The organism is Bacillus sp. FSL L8-0199 (assembly GCF_038005705.1).
GTDB classification, from domain to species: Bacteria; Bacillota; Bacilli; order Bacillales; family Bacillaceae_G; genus Bacillus_A; species Bacillus_A cereus.
In genome coordinates this window covers 2,052,602-2,076,119 of the sequence record NZ_JBBOTS010000001.1, presented here as the reverse complement: position 1 = coordinate 2,076,119, position 23,518 = coordinate 2,052,602, and the positions used below count along the sequence as shown (strand labels likewise).

Below are 23,518 nucleotides of genomic sequence, written 5' to 3'. Positions count from 1 at the left end.
AAAGAAAGAATTATCTATATAAAACTAATTGTAATGCTAGTAATGGTATAGCGTGAACCTTATTTGTCGAAAAGTTTTGGTAATTATTTGGTTTATAAGTATTTATTTCCCATTATTTCGGGGTTAATATCTGAATTATGCTAACAAATAAAGGTAAATTAGCATGATATTGTCTTAATTAACATTTTAGGAGGTATGAAAAATGAAAAAGATTAGTAAAGTTTTAAGTGTTGCAGGATTATCTCTTGCTATGTTCGGAGGAGGAACAATTGCAAGCGCAGCTGAGAATAACACAGTTGATTCTACTATAAAAAAAGGTAATGTATTAGATTTAACAGATCAATCGAATGTACAAATAGGTGAAGTACTAACGTTTGGGGAACTTGTTAATCAAATTGCTGCAGATACCAATAAACCTAGAGAAGAAATTTCTCAGCAGCTCATGGCTCAGGGGAAAGCTCGTGGACAATCATCTGCTGCAACACTTGCCGCTACGTACCGAACACTAACAACCAATTTTTCAGTAACACCTTTCTATAGCCCTTCATTAAGGTTTTATTGTGAAACAAATGAATGGGGTGGAAGCTTCAGGGGTATTAAGGAAATAAAACATATTAATATGAATAGAGATGCAAATGGTCTTTCTAAAACGTTCAGTGGTACAGTTCAAGCAAATTTAGAGGATCCTAACAGAATTTTCTATATTGTTAATGGTGATTTTCATAATAATGGCACAACTACTTTTAATGGCAATGTATCCATTACTGTAGGGAAGACAGGAAGTGTAGGTTTTAATGCATCTTATGCGACGAGTCACTATAAATATACTTATAAAGAAGGATATGTATATTTTTAAAGTTGATAAATTTTTAAATGATCGATTACTTCTTAATTACATGTTACGTTCATTATACATGCTAATTTAATGGAGGTGATCTCTCTGCAACCTAAATATATTCTGTTCATTCAAATTCTAATAGGAATACTAATAATCATGGCACCAATTATTATTACTGGTGAATTATATGATGTTTCAAAGACTATGGGTGATTTGCTAGTTGCTGAATTAATAATAAGAACACTTTCTTTCATAATAGGACTTGTAGTTATTAGCAAGGGGTTTGAAAATTATTCTAAATAGTTATTAGTACGTTATTTTCTAGAAACTTATAAAAAAGGTCTACTCATATTGAGTAGACCTTTTTCTCTACTTCACATACACATAGGCTTCATTTGCAGTTATATAGTATGTTGCACCTTTACTGTTGTGCACCTTGTATTGTGGTGAACCATTCACCGATACTGTAGCATCAATAGTAAATCCAAGTCCTTCATCTACCGTTCCTGCTACATCTTTATCAGACCAAGAAGCAGAGTCATAGAAACGAAGGTCGTCCACTTTAGAAACAACACGTTTTCCTACTACAGGACTTGAAGTAGTAGTTTGTTCCCCTTGATATTTAATGTAAGATGGGTTGTTATAAATCCATTGGTTACCGCCAAGATTTAACCAATCACCTTGTTTTCCCCATACTTGATATGCTTCTCCTTTATTTAATTGACGGATAACACCATAATTTGTTGATGGTCCACTTCTTAGGTTTACGTTAAGTCCATCAATATAAGCTACTCCTGTTTCGCCTACAACGTTTTGAGATGGTTCTTGTGGTTTTGGTTTAACTGTAACTGTTGCGCCTTCATACGCCTTTTGTACGTCCGCTCTGAATTGTGATTCTGATACACCGTGACTGCGAAGGTAATCAATCGGATCTTCGTGGTCAGTTCCACCTAATTTGTAAGTAATATCTTTATGTGTCCATAAACCTTTGCTTGGATGAATCCCTCTATCTTTTAAAATCTTAGCTAATAGTTTTACATAACGCTCATAAGAAGATTTAAATTTATCTGGGTTGCTAGTTTCAGAAAGTTCTACATGAACAAATCTTTTATTTGCAGCTGGTCCAGCACCATAAGCAACATATTTTGTATCAGCAATTTGGACTGTTTCGTTCCAATCTACAGCGTAATGTACAAATGCATTTCTCCATGTTCTAGCTTCATAATTTCGAATGTTAATTGCTGGTGCTTCTGGTGTTGCTGTACTATGTGCCACAACGCCCTCATAAGCGCCCACACCGTAGCGATATGCTTGTTTCGGTAAGTCTTGGATAATTAGTACTCTATCAGCAAAAGAAGCCGTAGCAAACGAAAATAAGAGTAATAGAGTCATAAATAATGAGCTAAATAGTTTAATTGGTTTTTTCATTGTGTATTTTCCCCTTTTTGCCAAACAAAAAGAGCACCGTCTTTTGACAATGCTCTCCTTATGTAAGGCGTGTATTTTTTTATTTGGTATTATGTTTTTCTTTTCGTGCATCACTTCTTTGGATTTTTGCTTGTATTTCGGATGCTACACTTTCTAATAACCATGCAGGAATCCATTTTTCCCAGCCAATTCGTGCACAGTTTGCTGCGAAACTATTAAAAATGTGGTAACTCAATCCACCGACTACCATAAAGAAAAAGAAATCAGGTAGTTTAAGAGCAATATCAAATAAATGTGCAAGTGCTGGTAATGATAAAAGCACCACGGTTCTCGTGATGCCCTCAATTCCATATTGTGATGAGTATGTTCCATCTAGCTTTGAAGCTTTACTACCCGTAATCCAGTCGAGCATGATAATCCAGCAATAGATCGATATCCAAATTAAGTTCGCTTTACCGTATAACAAATTAATTATTGTTCCTAATCCACCACCTATAGCACCACCTACTTTAAATTGAGTACTTGTAATAACATCGCTTATATTCAGTGCCTTGATGAGTTCGTGAATTCGTTCCAAGTTCCCACCTCCCTTCAAATTTAGACCAAAATAAAAAAGCCTACTGTTGTACGCTCAATTTCGATAAAGTTATATGTTCATTTTCTTCCACGCGTATTCTAGTGGTTCAGTACGTGGTGGTTTCATTACTGCTTTTTCAGTAGTTTTGCTTTCGTTTCGGGAGAAATTAAACATAACCCCTTTTCGTGTGGCGGTTTGCCTCACCCCTGTAATATACATGTCACTGATTTCTAATTTTGAGCCTTTGCGTATTTGTGGTTTACGTTGTACGGTTGGATACAGTGTTTTTGGTTGAATTATTATGCCTTTTATTGTCATAAAATCACCAGCCTTATTTTACTCTTAATGCAATGTTGTACTCTGAAAATGAACTCCATACACTTGAGTAGTAGGTGTTAAATAATTTATATTTCTGGACTTCTCCATCTTGAGAAATTTCAACGATATCGCCAATTACAAAATTTGAACCTCTATATGTGTAAAGGCCATCAAATTTTGCTCTTAATCCATCTATGTTATCTCCCATGAAAAATGATGTGAATATTATATTTCCTTCTAAAGAAGGTGCCTTTAAAAATACCTTATCCCAAATGAAAGTAGGAACAGAAACATTTTTTAATCCCTCATATATAAGTTTACTTCTAGCAGCCACCAGTGCTGAATAAGGGTCCCATTTTGGACAAACGCTCACCAATACACTAAAAGGAGAAGATATAGGTGTGAATTGTTCTTGTTGATATAGTTCATCTGGAATACCAAATAATCCTATTACAGTCTTCCCTTTTCGTTCTGGAAGATTATCATCGTTTTCATAAACACAATAGATAACAATGTCTTTATCAACGTATAAATATAGATCCACCATAGCAATTGGTTTGCTAATAGTAGTAACATTAACGCTGTTAGTTGTTTTCCCTTGATGAAAACATAATGGATAGAACGAACCAGGTCCTCCGAAGGTAACATCCTTCTCTTTATCATATCGTTCAATTAATCTAAAGCTTGCATCAGTAACAGAATTAACAGAATCTCTTATATCAAAATAGGTATAATTACCTGCTATAATATCTTGGCTACTTGCATTAGCGGCATCAAATGGACGTAATTCTATAGAATGGTTCTTCATACCGTCGTTACCGCTTGAGTACATGACGTAAATTTTATCTTTTGATGGCGCATCAGCGTTTAATTGCTGCCACCCAGCCTTTTTCATTTCATCGATAATCTTCATAAAGACTTCTCTTCGCTCTAGTCTGTGTAACTTACAAATTTTATTTGTCATTCTGTATGTTCCTCCTTAACTTAAACGTATCGCTTTCATAGAAACATTAAAAGTAGAGTTTGCTACGCCCCTATTTTCTATATAAAGATGAACCTTGTTTGTATGATCTTTATCCTCGCAAGGAATGGATAAAATATCATACGTTCTTTTTTCGGATAAGCTTTTATAGATTTGATTCCCATTCTCTTTTTGATCGTACATAAATAACATTGCTTCAACATTTGAATCATTTGTAACTTGAATTGTGCGAATATCGTATTTGTTACAACCTACATCTAGTGGAGTATATAGAGTTTTTCCTGGTTCAATTGTAATTTGTATATTCCTCTCAATAAGGACTGATGGTGTAATCTCGCTTTCGGATGTATATCTATATAATTTCATTACAGTTCCCATGTTGTATTCACCTCAATTATGTTTTAGATGAATATTAAAATAAATCGGTTCGAATGCTAGGAAATTTGTATCCTTCACAACTTTTACCCAAAAATCACGCGTGCTTTGTGCGGCTACTGAATCAATCTGTATTTCATTTAAATAGCTTGTCCCATCTAACGAAATAAGCGCCCAGGTGTAACCAACTTTCTCCATGTACTGTTGAATGGATAGTTTTATATTTGTAGCAGCACCGATGTTATCATTTACGATTGTCATTTTTACAATACGCTCATTATTCACCATGTAACCTAAGCTCGTTGGATCCGTTGTATTTAATTCTTCGCTATTCATTTTGATTTGCAGGGATGAACCCATGCAATACATATCCCCACCGTAAAAGGTAGCGTGTTTCTTTGCTATTAGTTCGTTTTCCTCGTCATATATTTCTATGATTCCCTCAAACTCTAAAGAAGGAAGTAGAATATCAATGCCTGTATGAGCTGCAGCTACAATGTTAGTAGACAGGATATTATCTGCAGTATCTTTTAATACAACCTTATAATTTTCATATAGTTGGCGCAGACGTAACATATTGCTTGTTGTCATAATAATTTTATTGATTTCTAGCGGTACAAATCCCTCTGCAGTTCCTCTTTTTAAAACAACACCAATTCTTTTTGCTGTTAATGAATCGTTATCCGTATAATCAAAAAACGCATCTGTCTTTGTGTAAAAGTCCCATTGATCTTCCTTGCATATTGCCATCCACTCTTTATTGCTTTGTGAACCATTAGCAGAATAGGATTCAAGGAATTCAACCTTATTCTTTTCATTTTGATAAATCAGTAAGCCGCCCTCATCTCCTTCTTTTGTAGGAGCATAATCCGCAATAACCTGGATTGCAAAGTCACTTTGTGGTTTATCGATTAAAAGCATAACGTCTTTATCTGCAGAATGATTCATACGTAAGAATCCTTTTTTGATATCATTGTTAAATGAATTTGATGGTGACATAAGCCATTTTGGATTTACGGAATCAAAATTATCTACAAATATTTTTCCACTTTCTTTTTCGTATAGCGATACTTGTTTTTTGGGAGGATTAAAGGGAATTAACTCTCCGGCCAGAATATCGATTGCATCAAAACTTATATTCAATCCGGATAAATTTACTATATGAATTCCCTCGTTTAAATCAAGTTTCTCGTATAATAACGTCTGCTGTTGTACAATAGTACCTTTATAACTGATGTTTTCATTTGGTAGATTATCGATTGAAATTTGACCCATATCATATGAAGGAGATAACCAGCTTATAATCCGTAAACCTTTCCCATAAAATTGAAATTTCACCGTTGCCAATTCGTCATTAGATGGACAGTAGTGTGCGGAACCACCGTAGTTTTCTGGGCTTGTAGTCACGCTCCATGCTCCGGAATATTGGAAATTGCTATCCGTATCATCAAACCGTTTCCAACCAGGCTCTGGTTCTTTTAATACATCACCGACTTTAGCATTAAAATTTGCGTAATCAATAGCAGATAAAAACGTATAAACATCCTTATCATTTGAACCAGTAATGAAACCATCATAAGTTACTTCTACTTTATGAGTGGCACTAGGTAAATCTAATTTTTCAAAACAGACTCTAAACATTGATGGAGAATTAGGAATTAATGAGCCTTTAATCCAATTCCCGCCATCTATTCTTACTTTTATATTGTAACGGTGTGCTGAACTAGATTTTTGCATTATTCTAAAAGCTGTCCCGGTAAATGTAAATGTAAATATATCATCATTTGTATTTTTGGGATCAGAGAAGGCAATCCAACAGCCTTCCGAAGAAGGATTACTATTGTCACCTACTATAAACCAATTAGCATTTGGGTATTTATTCTTATCTCTTACACCTTGAAAAAAAGTGTTAACGTTATCGAGTTGGAAATGCTTACGATTCCATCCAGATTCCGGTTTCAGTAAACTATTACCTAATTGGGATGTTGCCATTCCATCACCTTCTCTTTATCTTGTTTTCTTCCAGTTTGAATTTGTCCACCAAGATTGGCGGCTATGTCGCAGCCATAACTTCGGATCATCATTTTCTTTTTCGATAACTATTAATTCATCTGGTTTTTCTGTATCTAGTACTCTCTCCATTTTGAATAGTTCAGTATCCTCTAGAACTGATTCTCTTTCTGGTGTACGTTCAAACCGTTCATATTTCTCTGTAACGCTTTCTAATTCATGTTCCCTATAAAATGTATCTGCTTCATTAGTTGCAGCTTCTATGCTAGTCTGTCGCTCTAATAATTCATGTTCACTAACGATTACATATCGTTCAGATTCCCTTGTTGCATCTACAGTTTCAATTACATTTGTATCTGTTGTTATAACTTCTTTATCGGCTGGTGTTATATCAGAGATAATTCCGCCCTCAAATTCACGTATATCGGTAAAGGCTTCTTGCTCTGTAATAAGAGCTTGTTGTGTATCCTGTTCATAAGAAATATCTAATGATATATGTTCAGCATCTAAGATAATTGGAACGATGTCAGAAGCCACTTCTTCAATTACTGCAGTTGTATGTTCTTTTATTGCTTTTTCAGATTCAATTGTTTGATCTAATTTCATCTGCATCACATTTAATGATTTAGATAAATCATTAAGTAAGGTAATACGTGTTTCTAGTTCTTTTTTTACACGGCCAAACAAATCGAATTCTGGAAGATATACGGGAATACCAAGGCCCTCAAATAAATCAAACTCTTCTATGGTAGCTTGTACTTCTTTTTCTGTTTTATTGGAAACTTCATCAGTATCTACATGGGTAATAATTAAGCGTTCTTTTAATCCAAATGAACAAATTTCATCTACATGTGTAAGTACTGCAGTATCTTCTTTATCTACTTGGTCCAGTTCAACTACAGTTGCTTGTAACTCATTTTTCACTTCTGCAAAAGTAACGTCTGGCGATGCGCCTTGTAATTCTTTTAAGATACGATGAGAATAATCTGCATCCGTAATACCGGCATTTATTTCATGTAACCTCTCTGCTTCTTCTGCGACAATTGTCTGTATCACGAATATGTTTTGCGATTTATTCGCATCATCAGTTCCGGAAATATCTTTAACAGATAATACCCGTGAAGCATTTTTAACTTCTTGTCCTACCTCTATAGCTGCAGTAAATACATTTTCTTTATTTGCGAATTCTTGTTGATCGGCATAAACAGAATTAAGTGTTTCTGCGATACGTTCAAATTCATGCGTTGTATCTACATTCGCATACTGTACTTTTGTTCTTGTAAATGATGTAGATTCATTTCTTTCAGAATCAAATACATTTATTTTCTTGCTTACTTCATTACTTGCAATAACATCTGCAGCAAGTTCCTTTGTTCGAATAGTTTGATCCAGGTTAATTTGCTCTACATCTATTTCACGAATTAAATACGCACTTTCAATATCTTCATAAGGAAGCAGGTCCACATTTTCAATTTCTTCTACACGATTCAACTCATATTGTTTAGCGATAGACGTTTCAATGTCTCTTTGCATACGAGCAAATAAATCATAATCCGGAAGATAAACCGGTATACCCATACCATTGAACAAATCAAATTCTTCTATGATTCCTTTGACTTCTCGCTCTTTTGTACCAAATTCGAATTGTGCCGGGGCATGAAGAAGCATTTCTTTTTGCTGTATATCACCAGTTTCATTTTCGGAAATGGATACAGGTAATATATTTGGAACTGCAGTAGATAAAGTAACTTCTGCATGTGTAGCTTGTAGCTCCCTGGGAACAATATCGCTTGTTTCATTATGCATTGATACAGCTTCATAATCCGTTGTAACTCTGTCGGCCATAAGGTCATTATAAAAACCCTCACCGTATACAATACGTGCAACATTTACCCATTCCGGTAATACTTCTACACCTGCAGCGAATTCACGTAACTTACCTTTTAGTAAATCCTGCTTTATGATTGGTGCAGCTTCATACTCATTCGTTATAAGATTTGTTTCATCAGAAGCGTGTACCATTGCTTCTATCTCGTTTGGTTTTTCGCTCTCTACCCCTTCGATATGGTTTATATCGAAAATTCGTCTGTGTTGTGATGATTCTTCTCCAGAAATTAGTTGAACAGAAATCCTGTCCATTCGTTGCGAATGCTGCATTTCAATGTTGGCCACATTTATATTTCGATTTAAATCAAAATCAGTTGTATTTGAAATGTAGGCTTCTACCTCTATTTGTCGCAATGCATTTTCTACAACATCTGTTAAAATCCCTTTTGCTCTTACTTTTGTAGCGGTTACTCCTGCGTTATCTTCTTTAACAGCCTTATATCTCGCATAAGGAGCAATGCAAATTGGATAATCAACATCATTTTTATTTTCTGTATTTGCTGGTGTAATAGAAAAAGAATAAACTTTTTCATTCTGATCTGGTCCAGAACCAACTACAACAACATGACTTTTTTCTTTGGTACATATAGAAGGGGAAGCAATAGAATAAACTTTTTCACTCATTCTTCTGCTACCCCCTTATGCTTAAATATCTTCTTTGTAGATTGCTAAACCAATTGGATTAAATGGTGTTGCTTTCTCTTGTGTCATAGGACAAACGGGCGTTGTCGGTAATGTGTAACGATATAATTGAGCCATTTCATAAGCGCCTGTGATTTCAGAACCAATAACCGGTGCTTCGTTAAATGTAACGGTCTTATCTTCTGCATTGTATACATAATCTGTTTTTTCTACTTCTTTACATGAAATGAATAATCTTAACGTTTCGCCCTTTGGCTTATGTTCTAAATGAAATACTTTGCGGTGTCCGTCACCTTGTCCAAGTACTTCATCTACAACTGTTTTTTCAATTTCTAGCTCATCGGCTTGTTGGATGTTCTTTGGATGTACTGCATAAACATCATCTAGCTTTCCGACATAGCCATCATTTGGATGTACAATATAAATTTGAGATAAATGATATTTACCACTATAAACCGATGGATTAAAGCGTCCTTGTCCACTATCTACTGACATATCATGAGTAATGAAAGCTAAATAATGATGCTGGTACATGGCTCCTGTACTTGATTGTGATAATTGAACCGTTTCATTTCCGTTCGATGTATCAGAACCATAATCAAGTGGCGCATTACCGATTTTCTTATTTGGTGAATATACAAATTGGTCGCCTGGTCTGCAGCCGCTTAAAATAATCATGTTTTTTCTTGGTGCAACATCGAATGTATATAATTTTCCGATATACAACGGAACAAATAATGCACGAACTGGATTTGGTGTTGGATCTACACGCATAAACATAATTAAGCGGTCCTTGTTTGCATTCCCATACAGATAAACAACAGAGTCGCGATTTAATTCTTTAGAGAAACGCTGCTCCGGTGTAAAACTAATTGATGTATAAGGCGATGGATTCACAAAATTAATCGTAGAATATACTTCACCCATAATACTTTCCATCTTTTGAACATCGAAACTTGTTTTTGCCGTTAATGTATCCAGTGTTCCGTCTTCTTTTGGTAATAAGAAATAAATACCGCTAATCTTAATTGTTGTATCTGCTGCAGGTGCGGTTTTAAATACAATTTCCGTTTCAGTGAATGAATACTCGCTAGGATCAACAATAGTATTATCCTTGTAAACTACGGTCCTACTTTCGTCAAAGTTAGGGAATGGCAATGCGAAGTTCTTTTTCGTTCCATTTCCTTTTCCTAATTCCCCTAATTTATCACCGGAAAGGATCTCTTTTTCAATAAAGTATCGATTGAAAGTAAATAGCAGCATGTCATTGTTTGGCTCATATGTGTTGGTAGCCAATCTGTATTCGCATGTTACTTTATCGCCTTTTGCAATAGCGGTAGTGAATGTTACTTTTCCTGTAGTTGCATCCACCTTATATTTACTCTTTTCTTGTTCAAACCCATTTACATATACAATGACAGAAGGGCCAAGAACAGGAGAAACAGGGATAGAGAAGTCTTTCTTCACTCCATCCCCCATCCCTAATTTACCTAGTGGAGAATCTGCAGAAATAAACCGGCTATCAGTGAAATCAGAATCAGCAGTGTCATACGCATTTGCTATGCCGAATCTTCTACGTTCGCCATCGCTTCCTAACGATTCAAACAACCTTACATCAATAAATTTTGAAATGCCGCTCTTAATTTGGAAAAATAGCGTTCGTTTCCAACCGTTATCAGCAAATAGTTTTTCTAATTCTTGCGGTAATGTTTGTAAATATACGACTTTATCAAACCACATATATGTACACTCCTTTATACTGTTTTCTCAAAAATACCTAATCCAGCAGGACGATATGCTGTAGCAGGTCTTTTTGTAATTGGTGAAATAGCATCTACATTAAAGAATTTGTAAATGTCGTGTGAATCCGGACAAGTATTCTTTCTAACTTTTAATCTATCGCCATTTAATAGACCTAGCGGAGACAATAGGATCATATAAGGTAAATATCCACGTACACCTTCATCTGGATGAACAATATAAGCACGAGAAGTATGTACTTTATTGCTATAAACAGACGGGTTAAATTGATATTTGTATTCGTCATTATCTTGTGATTGCCATGCTAGTGAATATTGGCCGCCATCTTTGCCAACGCGATCTGGTGGCATTGCATTAGGTGCTACATTCCAAGCAATAAAATGAGCCTGATATCTTGCTCCTAATCTTGAACGTTTAATAATTACGTTATCAATACCATTACCAGGGGAACGTGGATAAGACTTCATGACAGGCATGTAGTTTTCTACATTTCTATATGGTTTCGTATCGTTAAAATCGAATTTGTGTGATGCTGCTTCGTTTCCAGTATCAAAGGCTGTTCCTGCCCATAAAGCGTCACCTAATGTATCATCATTTGCATAGCTTTCTAATTGGCCCATGTAAAGTGGCGTAACTGGAACCACATTATTTTCAAAAGCTGGTGTGTTATCTGCTTGTATTAACAACACAACGCGACTTTCATCAACTTGGCCATTAATCCGCACCAATGAATCCGGCCACCAATTTGTTTGAGCATCGATACCTTGTAAATTCGTATTTCGTAATGTTACTTTCACCCAAGGGGACATCATGACTTGTGTCTCTGCTTCGTCATAAGAGTAAACTTTGTAAGATATACCATTATTTACTTTTGGAGTAACTGTTATTTTGGTTAATTCTACATCTAATAATACTTTTTCGAATTTATTAGATTCATAAGGAAGAACAAGTACACCTTCTTCAGCAACGCTAGGTTCTTTTTCAATCATATAAACATAAAAACAAGAACGATCCTTGCCGCTTTCTAAACGTTTTTTACCATCTTCGGCAAAAGCTTTCTTACCTTCTTCATTTGTGAAGTTGTATTTAATCTCTGACTTTTTAAGTGACCATTTTGAAATTTGAGCAATTCCATAAATAGAACCGCTATTGTTCTTCACTAACATGTGCTTACTCATACCGAATTCAAATTTTGTATCATCGTCGGATTTTACGTCTAAATCCGGATAAACGGTTCTGAAAAACGATTTTACTTTCTTCCATCCGTTAGCGATTACCAATTTAACAATTTCGTCTTGGAATTCGCCTTCTGTATACATTTTTTCAACGTATGCCATCTATTTCACGCTCCTAATCTCTTAATAGTTGGTAATTAAGCCATATAGCTTTTTTCTCTGCAGATGCATTGTGGTATTCAAACTTTAGTTCTGCATTAGCAGGTATAGGTTTTACAATGGAGAAATTAAATCCCTCCGGCACATCTTTTACATAAACCTCTTTAAATACTTGTTGGCCATTAATAAATAAATTCCAGTAGTCCGAATCACTGTAATGTGAAGCGGCAATAGAAAAGGCAATCATTTCTGTTTCGACTGGTAATGAAAACTTATCTACATGAATTTCATCATGTATACCAACTCTTCGCCCTTGTATGAATGGCTCTGTTTTTGTTGGAAAGTAAGGTGCGTCGAATCTTCCACCAGCCATATAAGTAACAGCAAAACTCATCAATACGCCCCCTTATCTTAAAAAGTGCAATTCAAACCAAACTGTTTTATCAAGAATTCCTTGGTTATGGAATCGAAATACAATTGTGTCTCCTGCTTTAACTGCTTTATAAACCATAAAGTGCATCCCTTCCGGAAGCCGCTTTGTATAAATATCTTGGCAAACGGTTTGCCCGTTTACGATTAAATCCCATTTATCATCTAATTCGTAAATGGAAGAACTAACACTAATTGCGTAAATCTCCATATCTGCAGGTAATGTATATTTCACTTCATCCGTTTTAAATGATGTGGAATCCATAATGAAACCAGGTATGAATGGTTCTGTTTTAGTCGGATGAAAAGGTGGATCTAATCGGCCACCGGCTAAATAGGTTGTTTCAAACAAGAGCAATCACCCTTTTTCGTGTATTAAAAAATTCCCGTGCATCATTACGACACATCGGGAATTGGTAAATCAGATAGTATACCGTTACCTTTATTAAGAAGTCTCGGCTGCACACGTTCCAATTGTTTTTGTGCATTGTATATTAATTGTATCTCCATCTCTTTTCCGGTTACTTTATGGGAGACAAGAACCTTTTCTAGCATACCGTGTGCATTAAAGGCTAAGTCATAGTGTAGATATTTATCTCCATCAACTGCAGATAAACGAGCACCATCACGAATAAGTGTATATCCTTCGGTCATGCCTTCTTTAAATACGTCATTTGGGTCGTTCCCAGGCATTGGCTTACCACCGGTATATATTTGTCTATCAATTAATCCTTTCATCAAATACATGATTGGATCATATAAGTTTTTTTGCATTATCATAGAATCACCCCTAGTTCACGCGCGTAACAGACCATGTTTTGGCTGGACGCTGGATATAATAGTGATTTGCATCTTGATTTACCCGAGGAAATGATAAATCTGGTAAAGAACCATAATCAAATAAGATATTATTTTGCGTATCCAGTACTTGCAAACGTCCTGTAAGAATCCCTTTTGGGTTTCGTACTGCTTCAAATACGATAATATTCACGCCATATTCAAGTGGAATATCTACATATGTCGGATTGTTCCGGATGAAATAATTCTCTTCGATTAATTTATCATTACAGTAAATATTTAATAAATCGCCATCCTCTAAATCCCAATCCCAAAGTTTTAAACGTAATGTATCTACATTTACTGTAATACCGGTTATATCTGTATAGGGAGCAGGTTCATACCCATAGTTAACAGTTAAATCTAAAGTTTGATAGAATCCATCATCTGCAGAGATCATTGTATTAATCCCTTTAACAAAGTAATTCCACTGTTGACCAGAATCTCTATTGTAAACAGAAATAACATCAAATAATTGAATCCTTGGATCACCAACTACTGCTACTGTTAATGTTCTGAACTTCTGAATTGCCTTTAAATGATAAGCTGCAGCAACCGCTCTTCTTGCAAAGAACGTTGTCGCCCAAGGAACCTCTACCATTTCCTCCCGTAAATCACCTTGCGATACGTTTTTTAATAGAAACGAATTAAGAAATCCGTTTGCGTAATCTCCGCATTTAACAACAATACTGTTACTTATGTCCTGGTCAGTTAGCTGCATATCTAAAGAGATAAGATTTTCCCCTTCTCTAAAACTAAATTTTGCGGGTTCGTTAATTGCATAGTCCGGCATCTTCATGAATGTGCAACTTCCATCCGGTTCATGTTTTATATAATGGAATGTTGTATCTATAATATCGCGTACAATTTCATCCCACTTTTGAAACCTTTTACCGGTTGCTCCCTCAACAATCCAACTTTGATTGGTACCAGGAATGTTTACTCTGCTACCATGCAATGTAACTCCGGCTTTTTCAAAGAAGAATTTCACCACATCATAAACGTTACCGGTTGGTGCTACGATCTCATCTGATCCTGGGGTTGGGATTACTGATTTATGTAAAACCTTCTTATAGGATGTAGTGCAGGTAACTGAAATTGTGCCGCTTTCGGCATTTACCTTCACATCAGATACAAAACCATGTATATAAGGTAATGCTTCCTCACTGTAGCCAATAGACACTTTAAATTCAGTCTGCGGATATAGCTGGTTTGTATTTGTTACCTCACTGTTATAAAACCATTCTTGAATAGAAGAGAACTTACCATACCAGTTGTCAGGAGCCATTTGACCGTATTCATTTGCAAAGGTAATAGTAAACGTACTAGCAAACTGATCTGCGTTCTCCTGCACTTCTAAGCCTATTACACGGTGTTGTATTTGTACGTAAGAAGAAGAGTCTCTTCTTTTCATATAAACAATTAAATTAGGAGAGTTATTCCCCACTTGAAAATAGCTCCCCAACATTCTAATTAAAGAAATAGATCCTTCTCTCACATTCCATCAACTCCTACTCCTGCTTGTGACATAGACATTAATTTACATTTTGCTATGACTAGCGTTCCTTTTCGTATTGCATCTACTTCATTCGGCGGAATTATACCCCCATAGGTACCGTAATCGCCAGTAATAATATGAGGGCGGTATATTTCCCTCATGAAATCACGCCAATAACTGATATCTTTGAATAGTACAGTGAATTCAACTTCACAGCCTTTGCTACCAGCACTTTGAGAACGTGGGTATCCATGCATGACATTATGTATTTTTAAGCCATCTAGTGATTTTGGTAATTTTGTTTGTTCAATCTTTTCTATATTAGGTACATGCCCAAATGCATAATAATGTACGTCGCGTATATATGCTACGTCAGAGGAACCATAACCGATTGTTGTAAATTCAATTGTTTGTGGCCCTGCACCTACAAAGATTTCTCTCGCTTCCCAATCATAAGGACCTCGTGCTCTGAATCTTTCAATCCCATTAACTCGAACAACAAAGTATTTATTTGGTAGCATTCCATCAGAACCAATAGGAACTTGGGACAAAAACGAAAAGTTATATGTCCCTGGCCATGAGAAATTAATCGTATATCTTATTGTATTTTTTACTTCTGCTGCATCCCCTAAGAGATGGTATGAACCACCTCTTCTATGCAATGTTTTTAATATACTCATACATTTCGCACCGCCATTCCCATTAGATCGTCAGCAACTACGTTTTGTAGCAGCTTTCTCATTTTTACAAAGTCGTCTGCAGATTGTAGTTTTTCAACAGAAACTTTAAATGTAGCATTTTGAATTGTTACGCCATTATCCGTTTTCTTCTCAACGTGGGTTTGTCCAGCAAATGGATGTGCAGTTTTACCGATTAGATCAGCAGAACGCGCGCCCATTTGGCCAATTTGATTAGATACATCGGTTACTAGTTTCATTGGTTTAGGTGGAACGACAGCTTTATTTAATAGTTCAGAAGCTTTGTCTACTGCAGGAATCATTTTTTCCATCCCTACACCAAGACCTTCTGTAATATAGCCCCCGTATTCCATCATTAACCGGGATGGGCTTCGGATACCAAAGAACTTTAATACAGCTTTAGGTATTCCTGAAACTACGCCCTTAGCTTTTTTTATAAGCCAATCTGCCATTCCCGACATACCTTCACCGATACCAGCAATAATATCTTTTCCCCAGCTAACTGCATCTTTTGCTACATTTTTTACTATGGAACCTACTTTACTAAATACATCTTTTACAGTATCTACAACCCCTGTAAATGCACCAGTGATTGCTTTCTTTATAGTTTTAAAGTTACTAACAATAAATTCTTTTATACCGCCAACAACATCGGTTATTGTGTTATATAATTTGTTGAAATTAGTGATTACAAACCCAACAAATTCACGAACTGCATTAATGATTGTGAACTTTATAAAATTCCAAGCTGATTGAATCACACTTTTAATTGTGTTCATGACGCTAGAAATTGTATCTTTAATAGATTCCCAAGAAGATTTTACAAAATCTTTTAAGAATTTTAATACTGTAGTAAAGGTTGATTTAATTGCGTCCCAAGCTTTTTTTACAATATCCTTAATCGTGTTAAAAACACTGGATATTGTATTTTTCATTTTTTCGAATTCGGTTTTTACGTACTGCTTTATTAGCGCTAAAGCCATAGAGAAAATTCTCTTAATAGCATTCCATCCAGTATTAAAAATGGTTTTCCAAGTATTAATGGCTTTTTGAACACTATTCTTAATGAACTTCCATGTACCTTCTACAATCTTTTTCAAACCGCTTAATGCTAGATTGAAAACAAATTTAATAGCGTTCCATCCAAATTCGAATATGTTTTTCCAAATTTTAATATTGTATTCAATTCTTTGTTTTATATATTTCCAAGCTTCTTCTAAGACTTTACCCAAAAATGATGAAGCAGATTTGAAAAGTTTTTTTGTACCATTCCAAAATCCAGAGAAGAACTTACCTAAACCATTCCATGCCTTTTTTGCACCTTTTACGGTTGCGTCCCAAGCTTTAGAACAGACATCACCAATCCATTTAACAGCTTGTTTGGTGTATTTAACGATGTCATCCCAATTTTTATAAATTAGATATACTAATCCTACAATTGCTAGTATGGCAATCGTCCAAGGATTCATCAGCAAAGTCATCATGGATCTGCCCAACAGTGCCAGGGCTTTTCCTACAGCGCCAAACATCCCAATAAGTTTAGGACCAATCTTTAACAATCCTGCAAAAGCAGAACTTCCAAGAAAAGCTACTGCTCTTCCTATCATTCCGAACATACCTATTAATCTAGGGCCGAGTTTTAGTATCCCTGTAAATAACATTGGTACTTTTGTTAATACCGGCACAAGGAATCTAAATGAACCGACAAATGCACCTACTCCACTTGTCATAAAGCCCATCATGGCGACTAATGGACCTAATACAGCAACCATACCTAAAAGAGCTACAATACCAATTTGAATTGGCTTAGGAATAGAACTAAATGCCTTTGCAGCAACTTCTACTGCTTTAATAATTGGAGGAAGCGCTACTTCTGCAATATCTAGAATAGCTTGTCCTAATGGTTCTAAAGATGCCATTGTAGTACGCATTAACTTTTGCCAACGAACACCAAAAGCTTCTTGTTGCGTCTTCTGCATTTTACCCATTGTGCCCTCGACATCGCCTAACGCTCCATTTGCGTTATTAAGTCCTAAGACAGCTTGAGCACCCATGTCTTCCCATTTTGTCATTTTGTTATCGTAAAGGCTTTTTATCCCTTACTTCTTACAGTTCATTTCCTGTAAGTTCGGCATACGTTTTCACTAATAAGTGTCGCGGTCTCGTGGAAGGATTATATCTTTTCACCTTCTATGCTCTGCCCCTGGCTATACTTTGTATATCCTTCGGTTCAAATTAGGATTCGCACCCTCTTTGCTTTATACCGCGATTTTATTTCGGCACAATTTATCATCTACCGAATACAGCAACACCAAGTTGATTTGCTTTTACTTTATCGTCCATCTTACCTAAATCACCTAAAACGGCATTAAATACATCCGCAGAAGTTCCTTTACCTTTATTGAAATTGTCCCAAACCTTTTGAGTTGCTGGACTCATTTCTGCAAAGGCATCAGATACGCCTTTAGAACTATCTTGCACACGAATACCGAACTCTTTTACAAGGTCGTTAATGTAATCGAGATTATAACTACCATCACGAGTACCGTTTGCCATAATCGTAAACATCTCGTTAGCAGAGAAGCCGGCTTGTTTATACAGTGGAGCATATTCGGCCACATTATCAAACATTTCATTTGAATAGTTCAAACCTTCTTGTCCACCAGCAGCAAATAAATCGAATGCTTCCTTTGAAGAAATACCAAACTGATTCATTAACTGCCCTGCACCACGAGTTACTTCATTGATATCAGAATCAAATGTTTTCCCCAATGTCATAGCACTTTTTGTAGCTTCTTCTAATTCTTCGTGAGGAACGTCTTTCATATTCTGATACACTTTTATAAGAGACTGATCCACTTCTTCAATACTTTGGCCAAATCCATCTTTCCAAGTTTCTTTTGCGATTTTACCAAGGTTTTCAGCACCTTGTTCAGTAAGACCTAAAGAAGATTGGATGTTTCTTTGAGAAGTATCGAAGTCAGAAGCCACTTTTACAGCTGCAGCACCGATACCAGCTAAAGGTAAGGAAACGCCCGTTGTCATGTTTGTACCAACATCTTTCATTTTGTTACCTACATGACTAATTGATTCCCCTGCCTTTTGGAATTTATCATGCATTCCATTCGCAGTCTTTTGTACACGATCTTCGAATTGTTGTAAATCTTTATAAGCACCTTCTGCTTTAATACCAATCGTCCCGAACAGTTGGAACATTTCAGCTAACATTTACGCACCCCCTTTCACGGGGCTGATAACCATTTTATTCTTCATCGTCTTCTTGGAAGTGAGCCATGATTTGAGCAGCATGCGCTTCACACTCTTCTTTCGTCCATACTTCACCCATTTCATAAGATGATTCTTTATCGTCCTGGTTGTCAGTTAGTCCAAAAGCTTGAAGATAATCATTAAAAGTAGTACCTTCTTCAAGTTGACGAGTTTGAAAACCAATGAACGCCATCTTCTTCCACTCATTTAGTTCTTCTTGCTGCTCTTCTCGTGCAATTAAAGAAAACAGGTCCATTAAACGCGAATACGGTATTGATAAGACATAATCATCTGTCCATCCATACCGTTTTTGGATCTTATCGAAAGCACGGAACATATTTTGTTCTGCTTCCTCTAAATATTCATCTGAGTCTTCATTTACGCTAGGATTGGCGCTGCTGCTGATTGGCTCCATTTCTCGCTCTGAACTTTCACGAGTCCCTTGACCTGGTTGAAAAAAGTCATTAAGTCTTCACTTTCCAGTAACCCTTGAATAACAGAAACCATTGCTTCCGGAGGGAACTGCCTAAATTCTTCGGCTTTCACTTTTAATAAACTAGCAAAGAACTCTGTAAAATCATCCTCACAAGCAGGGATCATCGTTAGAACACGGAAAGCAAATTCTAATCCTTTTTGTTGCTGCTTCTCTTTAAGTGCAACTAATTGTGCTTGTTTTTCTTCTTCTGGAAGAGATTCTGCTGCTTTAGTAAGTTCATCCATTGCTTGCTTATCCTTACCGAAATCAGCAAAGTTAACTATTGCGCTACGTCCAACCTTCGAAATAATCTTAGCGAATCGCCAAACGTCTGTTACATTTAATCGTCGCATTGTTACTTTTTCGCCTAAAATTGTTATTTCTGTACCGGTATTCATCATTTTTTCTAATATAGAAGTCATTTTGTCCGCTCCTTTTTTTGTATTCAGCTCGTTTTATGCAATAGAAAACCGACTACCATTTATGCGGTAGCCGGTGCTTTTTGTACTGTTGCTTTCTTTTTCTTTGGTAAATAGATTTCGTATGGTGGTGTAGTTGGTGCAGATTCACTGTAATGACCGATAAATTTACATTTCAAACCAACCGTTCCTTTACCGTCTTTTAGATCCACCTCAATAGAAGAAACAACCATTGCATTACGAATTACGAATATAACAGGTAATTCACTACCCGAAATCATACCAATGAGTGCAATATCATGATAGTTTGAATCAGGAATATCATTTGAAGGTTTCATAATATCGTAATCAGTTTCAGTTGTACTATCTACCGTCATCCCAGGTAAAGCCAACTGCAGGTTTTCTTTTGTAAACTCCACTAATGTAAGTTCTACATGCGGTTCATCTTTTAATAACCACTTACCACGCACCATTTTACCTAGCACACCATCAATATCTGCATCATAATACTCACGATCAAACCCCACTTTAGTTCCGCCTGTAGTCGCTCCTACAAGTTCACCTAATTCTTTTACACTTTTAAACCCTTTGTACATGACACCAGGACCGATAACAAAATTATCAGTAGTCCCTTCACGGACACCGTTAATTAATTTCCAGCTCATTTGTCCTACCCCCTAATACAAGTCCGTTCGCATGGTTCGGACAAGAAATTTTACATTTATATGAATGATAGATGGGTCTTCATCTGGTACAGGGATACTACCTGCACGATGTATAGAAAGTATCCCATCATCTTTTAAACCGACTTCTCTATCTAGTAACTTCTCAATACGTGTAGCAATTGCATTTGCCTTATCATAATCCCCGTTATCACAATACACATCAAAATTAAGAATCATTCGGTCTATAATTTCAACGTCATCCGGATTATTTGCTTCAATTCTTATAACTGCATAAGGCATGTTCATATCATCTTGTGCGGTTTGGAATGTAAGAGCAGGGCCTTTGTCCTCGCCTTCACCATATTCTGATAGATTAGCTTTTATTATTTCATCGTTCTCTACAAGCATTCTAATAACTGCAATAGCATTAGACATCTATTACCCTCCCATCATTCTTTTAAGTTCTCTACGTTCTTTTTCAAACGCTTTTAATAGAAATGGACGGGCTTCCATATGACTTGTACCAGTTTCAAGCCATATGGCTTTTTTCAAATCGCTCCCTACTGCACCCAATACCTCTGATTGTGACCGTTTAACATTGTATTTAATCGAATTTAACAAGTCACCGGTACGAACAGCAGGAGCTTCACCTGGTTTAGAAGCAGTATATTTACGACTCGTATGAGGTATTTTGTATTGCTTACCGCTACGGCTACCTGTGAGATTCTTCTTAACTTGATTTTGTAAATGAATAGATGCTGCTGTAACTTTTTCAACACACATAGCGTTAATATGCGTTTTTACTTGCTCCATATTACTTGAGTACTCAATTTCTACTGAATTCGCCATATAGAATCATACCTTTTCGCAATAAATTTCAATGTGATGATTCATAAATGCAGGATTACGCGGCTCTCCTTTTACTTCAAATGTATAATCAACGCCTAATTCTTCACTTTTAAAATGGATACGATCATTAGGCTTAATTTTGTAGGAAGCAGGTGCATATATCTTAAAGGTTGTATCGAAATTTTGTTTATCACGCTTAAATCTCTCATTATCAGCAGCAGAATTAGTAGTTACACGACAAGTCATATTCTCATAAACGTCTTCATCTACTTCTGCATAATTACCTGAGGATTGTTTCTTTTTCATTTTTCGTTTTACTACTACCTCATGAATATATAAATCATCCATATCTCCATCATCGAAGTACGTATTCATGTAGCCATCACCGGCTTCACTCTTGCTCTAAAGCCTTTTAAACCATTGAGTATCTTATTGTTTGTAGCTGGTTCATCTAGCGTTTCTGGGCTAATCTGGTACGAATAATCCCCTATACTCTCCGATGTTTTCATACCTTTTCGTTGTAAGTTAGCACGAACTGCTGCAGAAACAACCAAATCAATAATACATTTCTTCATAAGTACCTGCAGATCATCATAATCTTGTATCTTATATTCGAATTCATATAACTGATTTTCGGATAAACCATAAACAATACGCCCATTTACAGTAATAGAATTGGTCATATCTTGTTTCGAACTAACATGAGTTACTTTTGCTATAGATTCAGCAGGAAACGAAAGCCAACCTAGCTTACTTGTTTGGATGATTTCTTTCATCGGATTCTCCGGCTTAACTCTTAAATACTTCCTAGCAATAACTGTATAGTAATCTATTAGTTCTTGAATTACTGTATCAGGCATCTTCTGCACATTTACGCGGTCTTTAATGTCCTGCAAGGTAATATCCATTATGTTTCTTTCTCCTTCTTATCGACTTCTTTTACAAGTTCAAAATGTCCAGTACTTACAAGGTAATCAGCTTTTTCATTTGCAATTGTTTCTTCTTGGCCATTCTTAAACTTTTGTCCATAAGCGGTATAAGTTCCACCGTATCGCAGCGTAACTACTTTCATAATTAACACTCCTTTCACGAATGTAAACTATTGCATGAAAGTTTACATTCGCATTGTTGGTTTTATTGGTTATATCTCATTTTCCATTAAAAACAAGAAAATATTAAAACAGTATACATTCAAAACCCTAATAACAAAGAGTTTGTTTCCATAAAAAATACGCCTGGATATTAGGCTCCAAACGTATCCGGAATATTTGTTAGAATTGCTACTGCATCCATTTCTTGAATTACAGCATCATCATCAAAGTGAATTACATAGAATCGTTTATCTTCCATTACTGCAGTTTTACCTTCTGTAGTTTTACGAACACGAGTGTCGTATGTATTAACTGCAATAAAGTTTTTAGGGTCTGCAAGAATAATAACATCGTCTTCTAAAGATGGAACCGTAACAATTCCATATCCCATTGGTTTATTAACTTGATCTCCTGCTCCAAGTAACGCAGCATCACCAGTACCAGTAGGACGATTTGTTAAATACTCAATCCATTTCTCTCTACGGCTTGGAGACATAATCCAACGTAGGTTGCTGTTTTTATATTTATTTGGCATTGCACCGGATAAAGCAAAGATAGAGCCTTTTCCAAATCCATTTGCCGCAGCAGCTTCACCTGTACCAGTTACCAATTTAGCATGATCGACAATATGAGACGCTTTTGATTTCTTGATTTTTTTCAACCATCCATCATTGATAGATAACATTCCGTCGGAAGAGTCTGTATCACCATTCCAATGTAAATCCTCTAAATCGATACCTAATTGTGTAGACATAAGAGCCATTACAGTATCTTCATAACCTTCACCTTCAATATTTTCGCGGAGTAATTCTTCTGTAATTTCCCAAGGTAAACGAATAGCCTTTGTATTGTACTCAATTTTAGAAGTTTGAACACCTGCGCGGTAATTATCATCGCTGTTTTCTGTTTTCTTGCGTAAGATACGGCCACCAATTGCAATTTTATCTAATTCACCTTGTTTTGCTTTACGCATTTCTTTACGGTGTAATTGTGAGAATGGCGTTGTATCAAATGCCATACGGAAGAACTCTTTACTTTGTTCTGGATTTAATAATCCTGCATTCATTCCACTTGTTGTCATTGCTGCCTTTTCAATACGATCTAAACGTTTTAATAATTGTGCGTTAGTCATTGTCAT

At 36.0% G+C, this 23,518-nt stretch carries 26 protein-coding genes and 1 pseudogene; 2 read left to right on the top strand and 25 right to left on the bottom strand.

What is annotated here, in order from left to right:
- Positions 1 to 202 precede the first annotated feature (202 nt).
- Both NST86_RS10860 and NST86_RS10855 read left to right on the top strand, forming a co-directional pair.
- Positions 203 to 856: a hypothetical protein gene (locus NST86_RS10860; protein ID WP_061139362.1), complete on the top strand. Its 654-nt coding sequence runs from the start codon at positions 203 to 205 to the stop codon at positions 854 to 856.
- 69 nt (positions 857 to 925) lie between these two features.
- Positions 926 to 1,141: a hypothetical protein gene (locus NST86_RS10855; RefSeq protein WP_033665752.1), complete on the top strand. Its 216-nt coding sequence runs from the start codon at positions 926 to 928 to the stop codon at positions 1,139 to 1,141.
- A gap of 66 nt (positions 1,142 to 1,207) precedes the next feature.
- Here the strand turns inward: NST86_RS10855 and NST86_RS10850 are convergent, their stop codons facing one another.
- From NST86_RS10850 to NST86_RS10730, 25 genes and pseudogenes are all read right to left on the bottom strand, one after another.
- Positions 1,208 to 2,266: an N-acetylmuramoyl-L-alanine amidase gene (locus NST86_RS10850; RefSeq protein WP_144575264.1), complete on the bottom strand. Its 1,059-nt coding sequence runs from the start codon at positions 2,264 to 2,266 to the stop codon at positions 1,208 to 1,210.
- Between the two features lie 79 nt (positions 2,267 to 2,345).
- Positions 2,346 to 2,843 (bottom strand): phage holin family protein, encoded by a 498-nt coding sequence (locus tag NST86_RS10845; RefSeq protein ID WP_000439586.1) that lies wholly within the window; start codon positions 2,841 to 2,843, stop codon positions 2,346 to 2,348.
- A gap of 69 nt (positions 2,844 to 2,912) precedes the next feature.
- On the bottom strand, positions 2,913 to 3,161 hold the full coding sequence (locus NST86_RS10840) for a hypothetical protein (RefSeq protein ID WP_016099432.1): 249 nt from the start codon (positions 3,159 to 3,161) through the stop codon (positions 2,913 to 2,915).
- A 13-nt stretch (positions 3,162 to 3,174) separates the two neighbouring features.
- Positions 3,175 to 4,125 (bottom strand): hypothetical protein, encoded by a 951-nt coding sequence (locus tag NST86_RS10835; protein WP_144575261.1) that lies wholly within the window; start codon positions 4,123 to 4,125, stop codon positions 3,175 to 3,177.
- A 15-nt stretch (positions 4,126 to 4,140) separates the two neighbouring features.
- Positions 4,141 to 4,521 carry a hypothetical protein gene (locus NST86_RS10830; RefSeq protein WP_144575258.1) on the bottom strand — a complete coding sequence of 127 codons (381 nt, stop codon included), beginning with the start codon at positions 4,519 to 4,521 and terminating at the stop codon, positions 4,141 to 4,143.
- A 12-nt stretch (positions 4,522 to 4,533) separates the two neighbouring features.
- Positions 4,534 to 6,510: a hypothetical protein gene (locus tag NST86_RS10825; RefSeq protein ID WP_144575255.1), complete on the bottom strand. Its 1,977-nt coding sequence runs from the start codon at positions 6,508 to 6,510 to the stop codon at positions 4,534 to 4,536.
- A gap of 15 nt (positions 6,511 to 6,525) precedes the next feature.
- Positions 6,526 to 9,039, bottom strand: a complete 2,514-nt coding sequence (locus NST86_RS10820) for a hypothetical protein (protein WP_144575252.1) — start codon at positions 9,037 to 9,039, stop codon at positions 6,526 to 6,528.
- A 21-nt stretch (positions 9,040 to 9,060) separates the two neighbouring features.
- On the bottom strand, positions 9,061 to 10,797 hold the full coding sequence (locus tag NST86_RS10815; protein ID WP_063263833.1) for a hypothetical protein: 1,737 nt from the start codon (positions 10,795 to 10,797) through the stop codon (positions 9,061 to 9,063).
- Positions 10,798 to 10,811: 14 nt separating this feature from the next.
- Positions 10,812 to 12,155 carry a hypothetical protein gene (locus NST86_RS10810; RefSeq protein ID WP_098907650.1) on the bottom strand — a complete coding sequence of 448 codons (1,344 nt, stop codon included), beginning with the start codon at positions 12,153 to 12,155 and terminating at the stop codon, positions 10,812 to 10,814.
- 13 nt (positions 12,156 to 12,168) lie between these two features.
- On the bottom strand, positions 12,169 to 12,546 hold the full coding sequence (locus tag NST86_RS10805) for a Low copy number virion structural protein (protein ID WP_097996725.1): 378 nt from the start codon (positions 12,544 to 12,546) through the stop codon (positions 12,169 to 12,171).
- Between the two features lie 12 nt (positions 12,547 to 12,558).
- Positions 12,559 to 12,933 (bottom strand): hypothetical protein, encoded by a 375-nt coding sequence (locus NST86_RS10800; RefSeq protein ID WP_000464284.1) that lies wholly within the window; start codon positions 12,931 to 12,933, stop codon positions 12,559 to 12,561.
- Between the two features lie 44 nt (positions 12,934 to 12,977).
- Positions 12,978 to 13,361, bottom strand: a complete 384-nt coding sequence (locus NST86_RS10795) for a hypothetical protein (RefSeq protein WP_000605844.1) — start codon at positions 13,359 to 13,361, stop codon at positions 12,978 to 12,980.
- A 10-nt stretch (positions 13,362 to 13,371) separates the two neighbouring features.
- A complete protein-coding gene (locus NST86_RS10790) occupies positions 13,372 to 14,916 on the bottom strand; it encodes a hypothetical protein (protein WP_144575250.1) in 1,545 nt (514 codons plus the stop codon).
- A complete protein-coding gene (locus NST86_RS10785) occupies positions 14,913 to 15,596 on the bottom strand; it encodes a hypothetical protein (protein ID WP_144575247.1) in 684 nt (227 codons plus the stop codon). Before NST86_RS10785 ends, NST86_RS10790 begins: the two co-directional genes overlap by 4 nt.
- Positions 15,593 to 17,686 carry a phage tail protein gene (locus NST86_RS10780; protein ID WP_144575244.1) on the bottom strand — a complete coding sequence of 698 codons (2,094 nt, stop codon included), beginning with the start codon at positions 17,684 to 17,686 and terminating at the stop codon, positions 15,593 to 15,595. Before NST86_RS10780 ends, NST86_RS10785 begins: the two co-directional genes overlap by 4 nt.
- A gap of 223 nt (positions 17,687 to 17,909) precedes the next feature.
- Positions 17,910 to 18,842 (bottom strand): annotated as a pseudogene (locus tag NST86_RS10775) (phage tail tape measure protein); the annotation flags it as partial.
- 34 nt (positions 18,843 to 18,876) lie between these two features.
- The gene (locus tag NST86_RS10770) at positions 18,877 to 19,296 is read right to left on the bottom strand and encodes a hypothetical protein (RefSeq protein ID WP_144575238.1); all 420 of its coding nucleotides are present in this window, start codon (positions 19,294 to 19,296) and stop codon (positions 18,877 to 18,879) included.
- Complete coding sequence (locus NST86_RS10765; RefSeq protein ID WP_000200742.1) at positions 19,260 to 19,778, bottom strand: hypothetical protein; 519 nt, start codon at positions 19,776 to 19,778, stop codon at positions 19,260 to 19,262. Before NST86_RS10765 ends, NST86_RS10770 begins: the two co-directional genes overlap by 37 nt.
- Positions 19,779 to 19,837: 59 nt before the next feature.
- Positions 19,838 to 20,440 carry a hypothetical protein gene (locus NST86_RS10760; protein WP_000118571.1) on the bottom strand — a complete coding sequence of 201 codons (603 nt, stop codon included), beginning with the start codon at positions 20,438 to 20,440 and terminating at the stop codon, positions 19,838 to 19,840.
- 12 nt (positions 20,441 to 20,452) lie between these two features.
- A complete protein-coding gene (locus tag NST86_RS10755) occupies positions 20,453 to 20,875 on the bottom strand; it encodes a hypothetical protein (RefSeq protein WP_078420671.1) in 423 nt (140 codons plus the stop codon).
- 3 nt (positions 20,876 to 20,878) lie between these two features.
- The gene (locus NST86_RS10750) at positions 20,879 to 21,289 is read right to left on the bottom strand and encodes an HK97-gp10 family putative phage morphogenesis protein (protein WP_000024034.1); all 411 of its coding nucleotides are present in this window, start codon (positions 21,287 to 21,289) and stop codon (positions 20,879 to 20,881) included.
- A 6-nt stretch (positions 21,290 to 21,295) separates the two neighbouring features.
- Positions 21,296 to 21,664 (bottom strand): hypothetical protein, encoded by a 369-nt coding sequence (locus NST86_RS10745; RefSeq protein WP_097859853.1) that lies wholly within the window; start codon positions 21,662 to 21,664, stop codon positions 21,296 to 21,298.
- A complete protein-coding gene (locus NST86_RS10740; RefSeq protein WP_078420672.1) occupies positions 21,661 to 22,197 on the bottom strand; it encodes a hypothetical protein in 537 nt (178 codons plus the stop codon). The genes NST86_RS10745 and NST86_RS10740 overlap by 4 nt, the downstream gene beginning before the upstream one ends.
- On the bottom strand, positions 22,197 to 22,361 hold the full coding sequence (locus tag NST86_RS10735) for a YqbF domain-containing protein (protein WP_000869886.1): 165 nt from the start codon (positions 22,359 to 22,361) through the stop codon (positions 22,197 to 22,199). Before NST86_RS10735 ends, NST86_RS10740 begins: the two co-directional genes overlap by 1 nt.
- 170 nt (positions 22,362 to 22,531) lie before the next feature.
- Positions 22,532 to 23,518, bottom strand: a complete 987-nt coding sequence (locus tag NST86_RS10730; RefSeq protein ID WP_144575235.1) for a phage major capsid family protein — start codon at positions 23,516 to 23,518, stop codon at positions 22,532 to 22,534.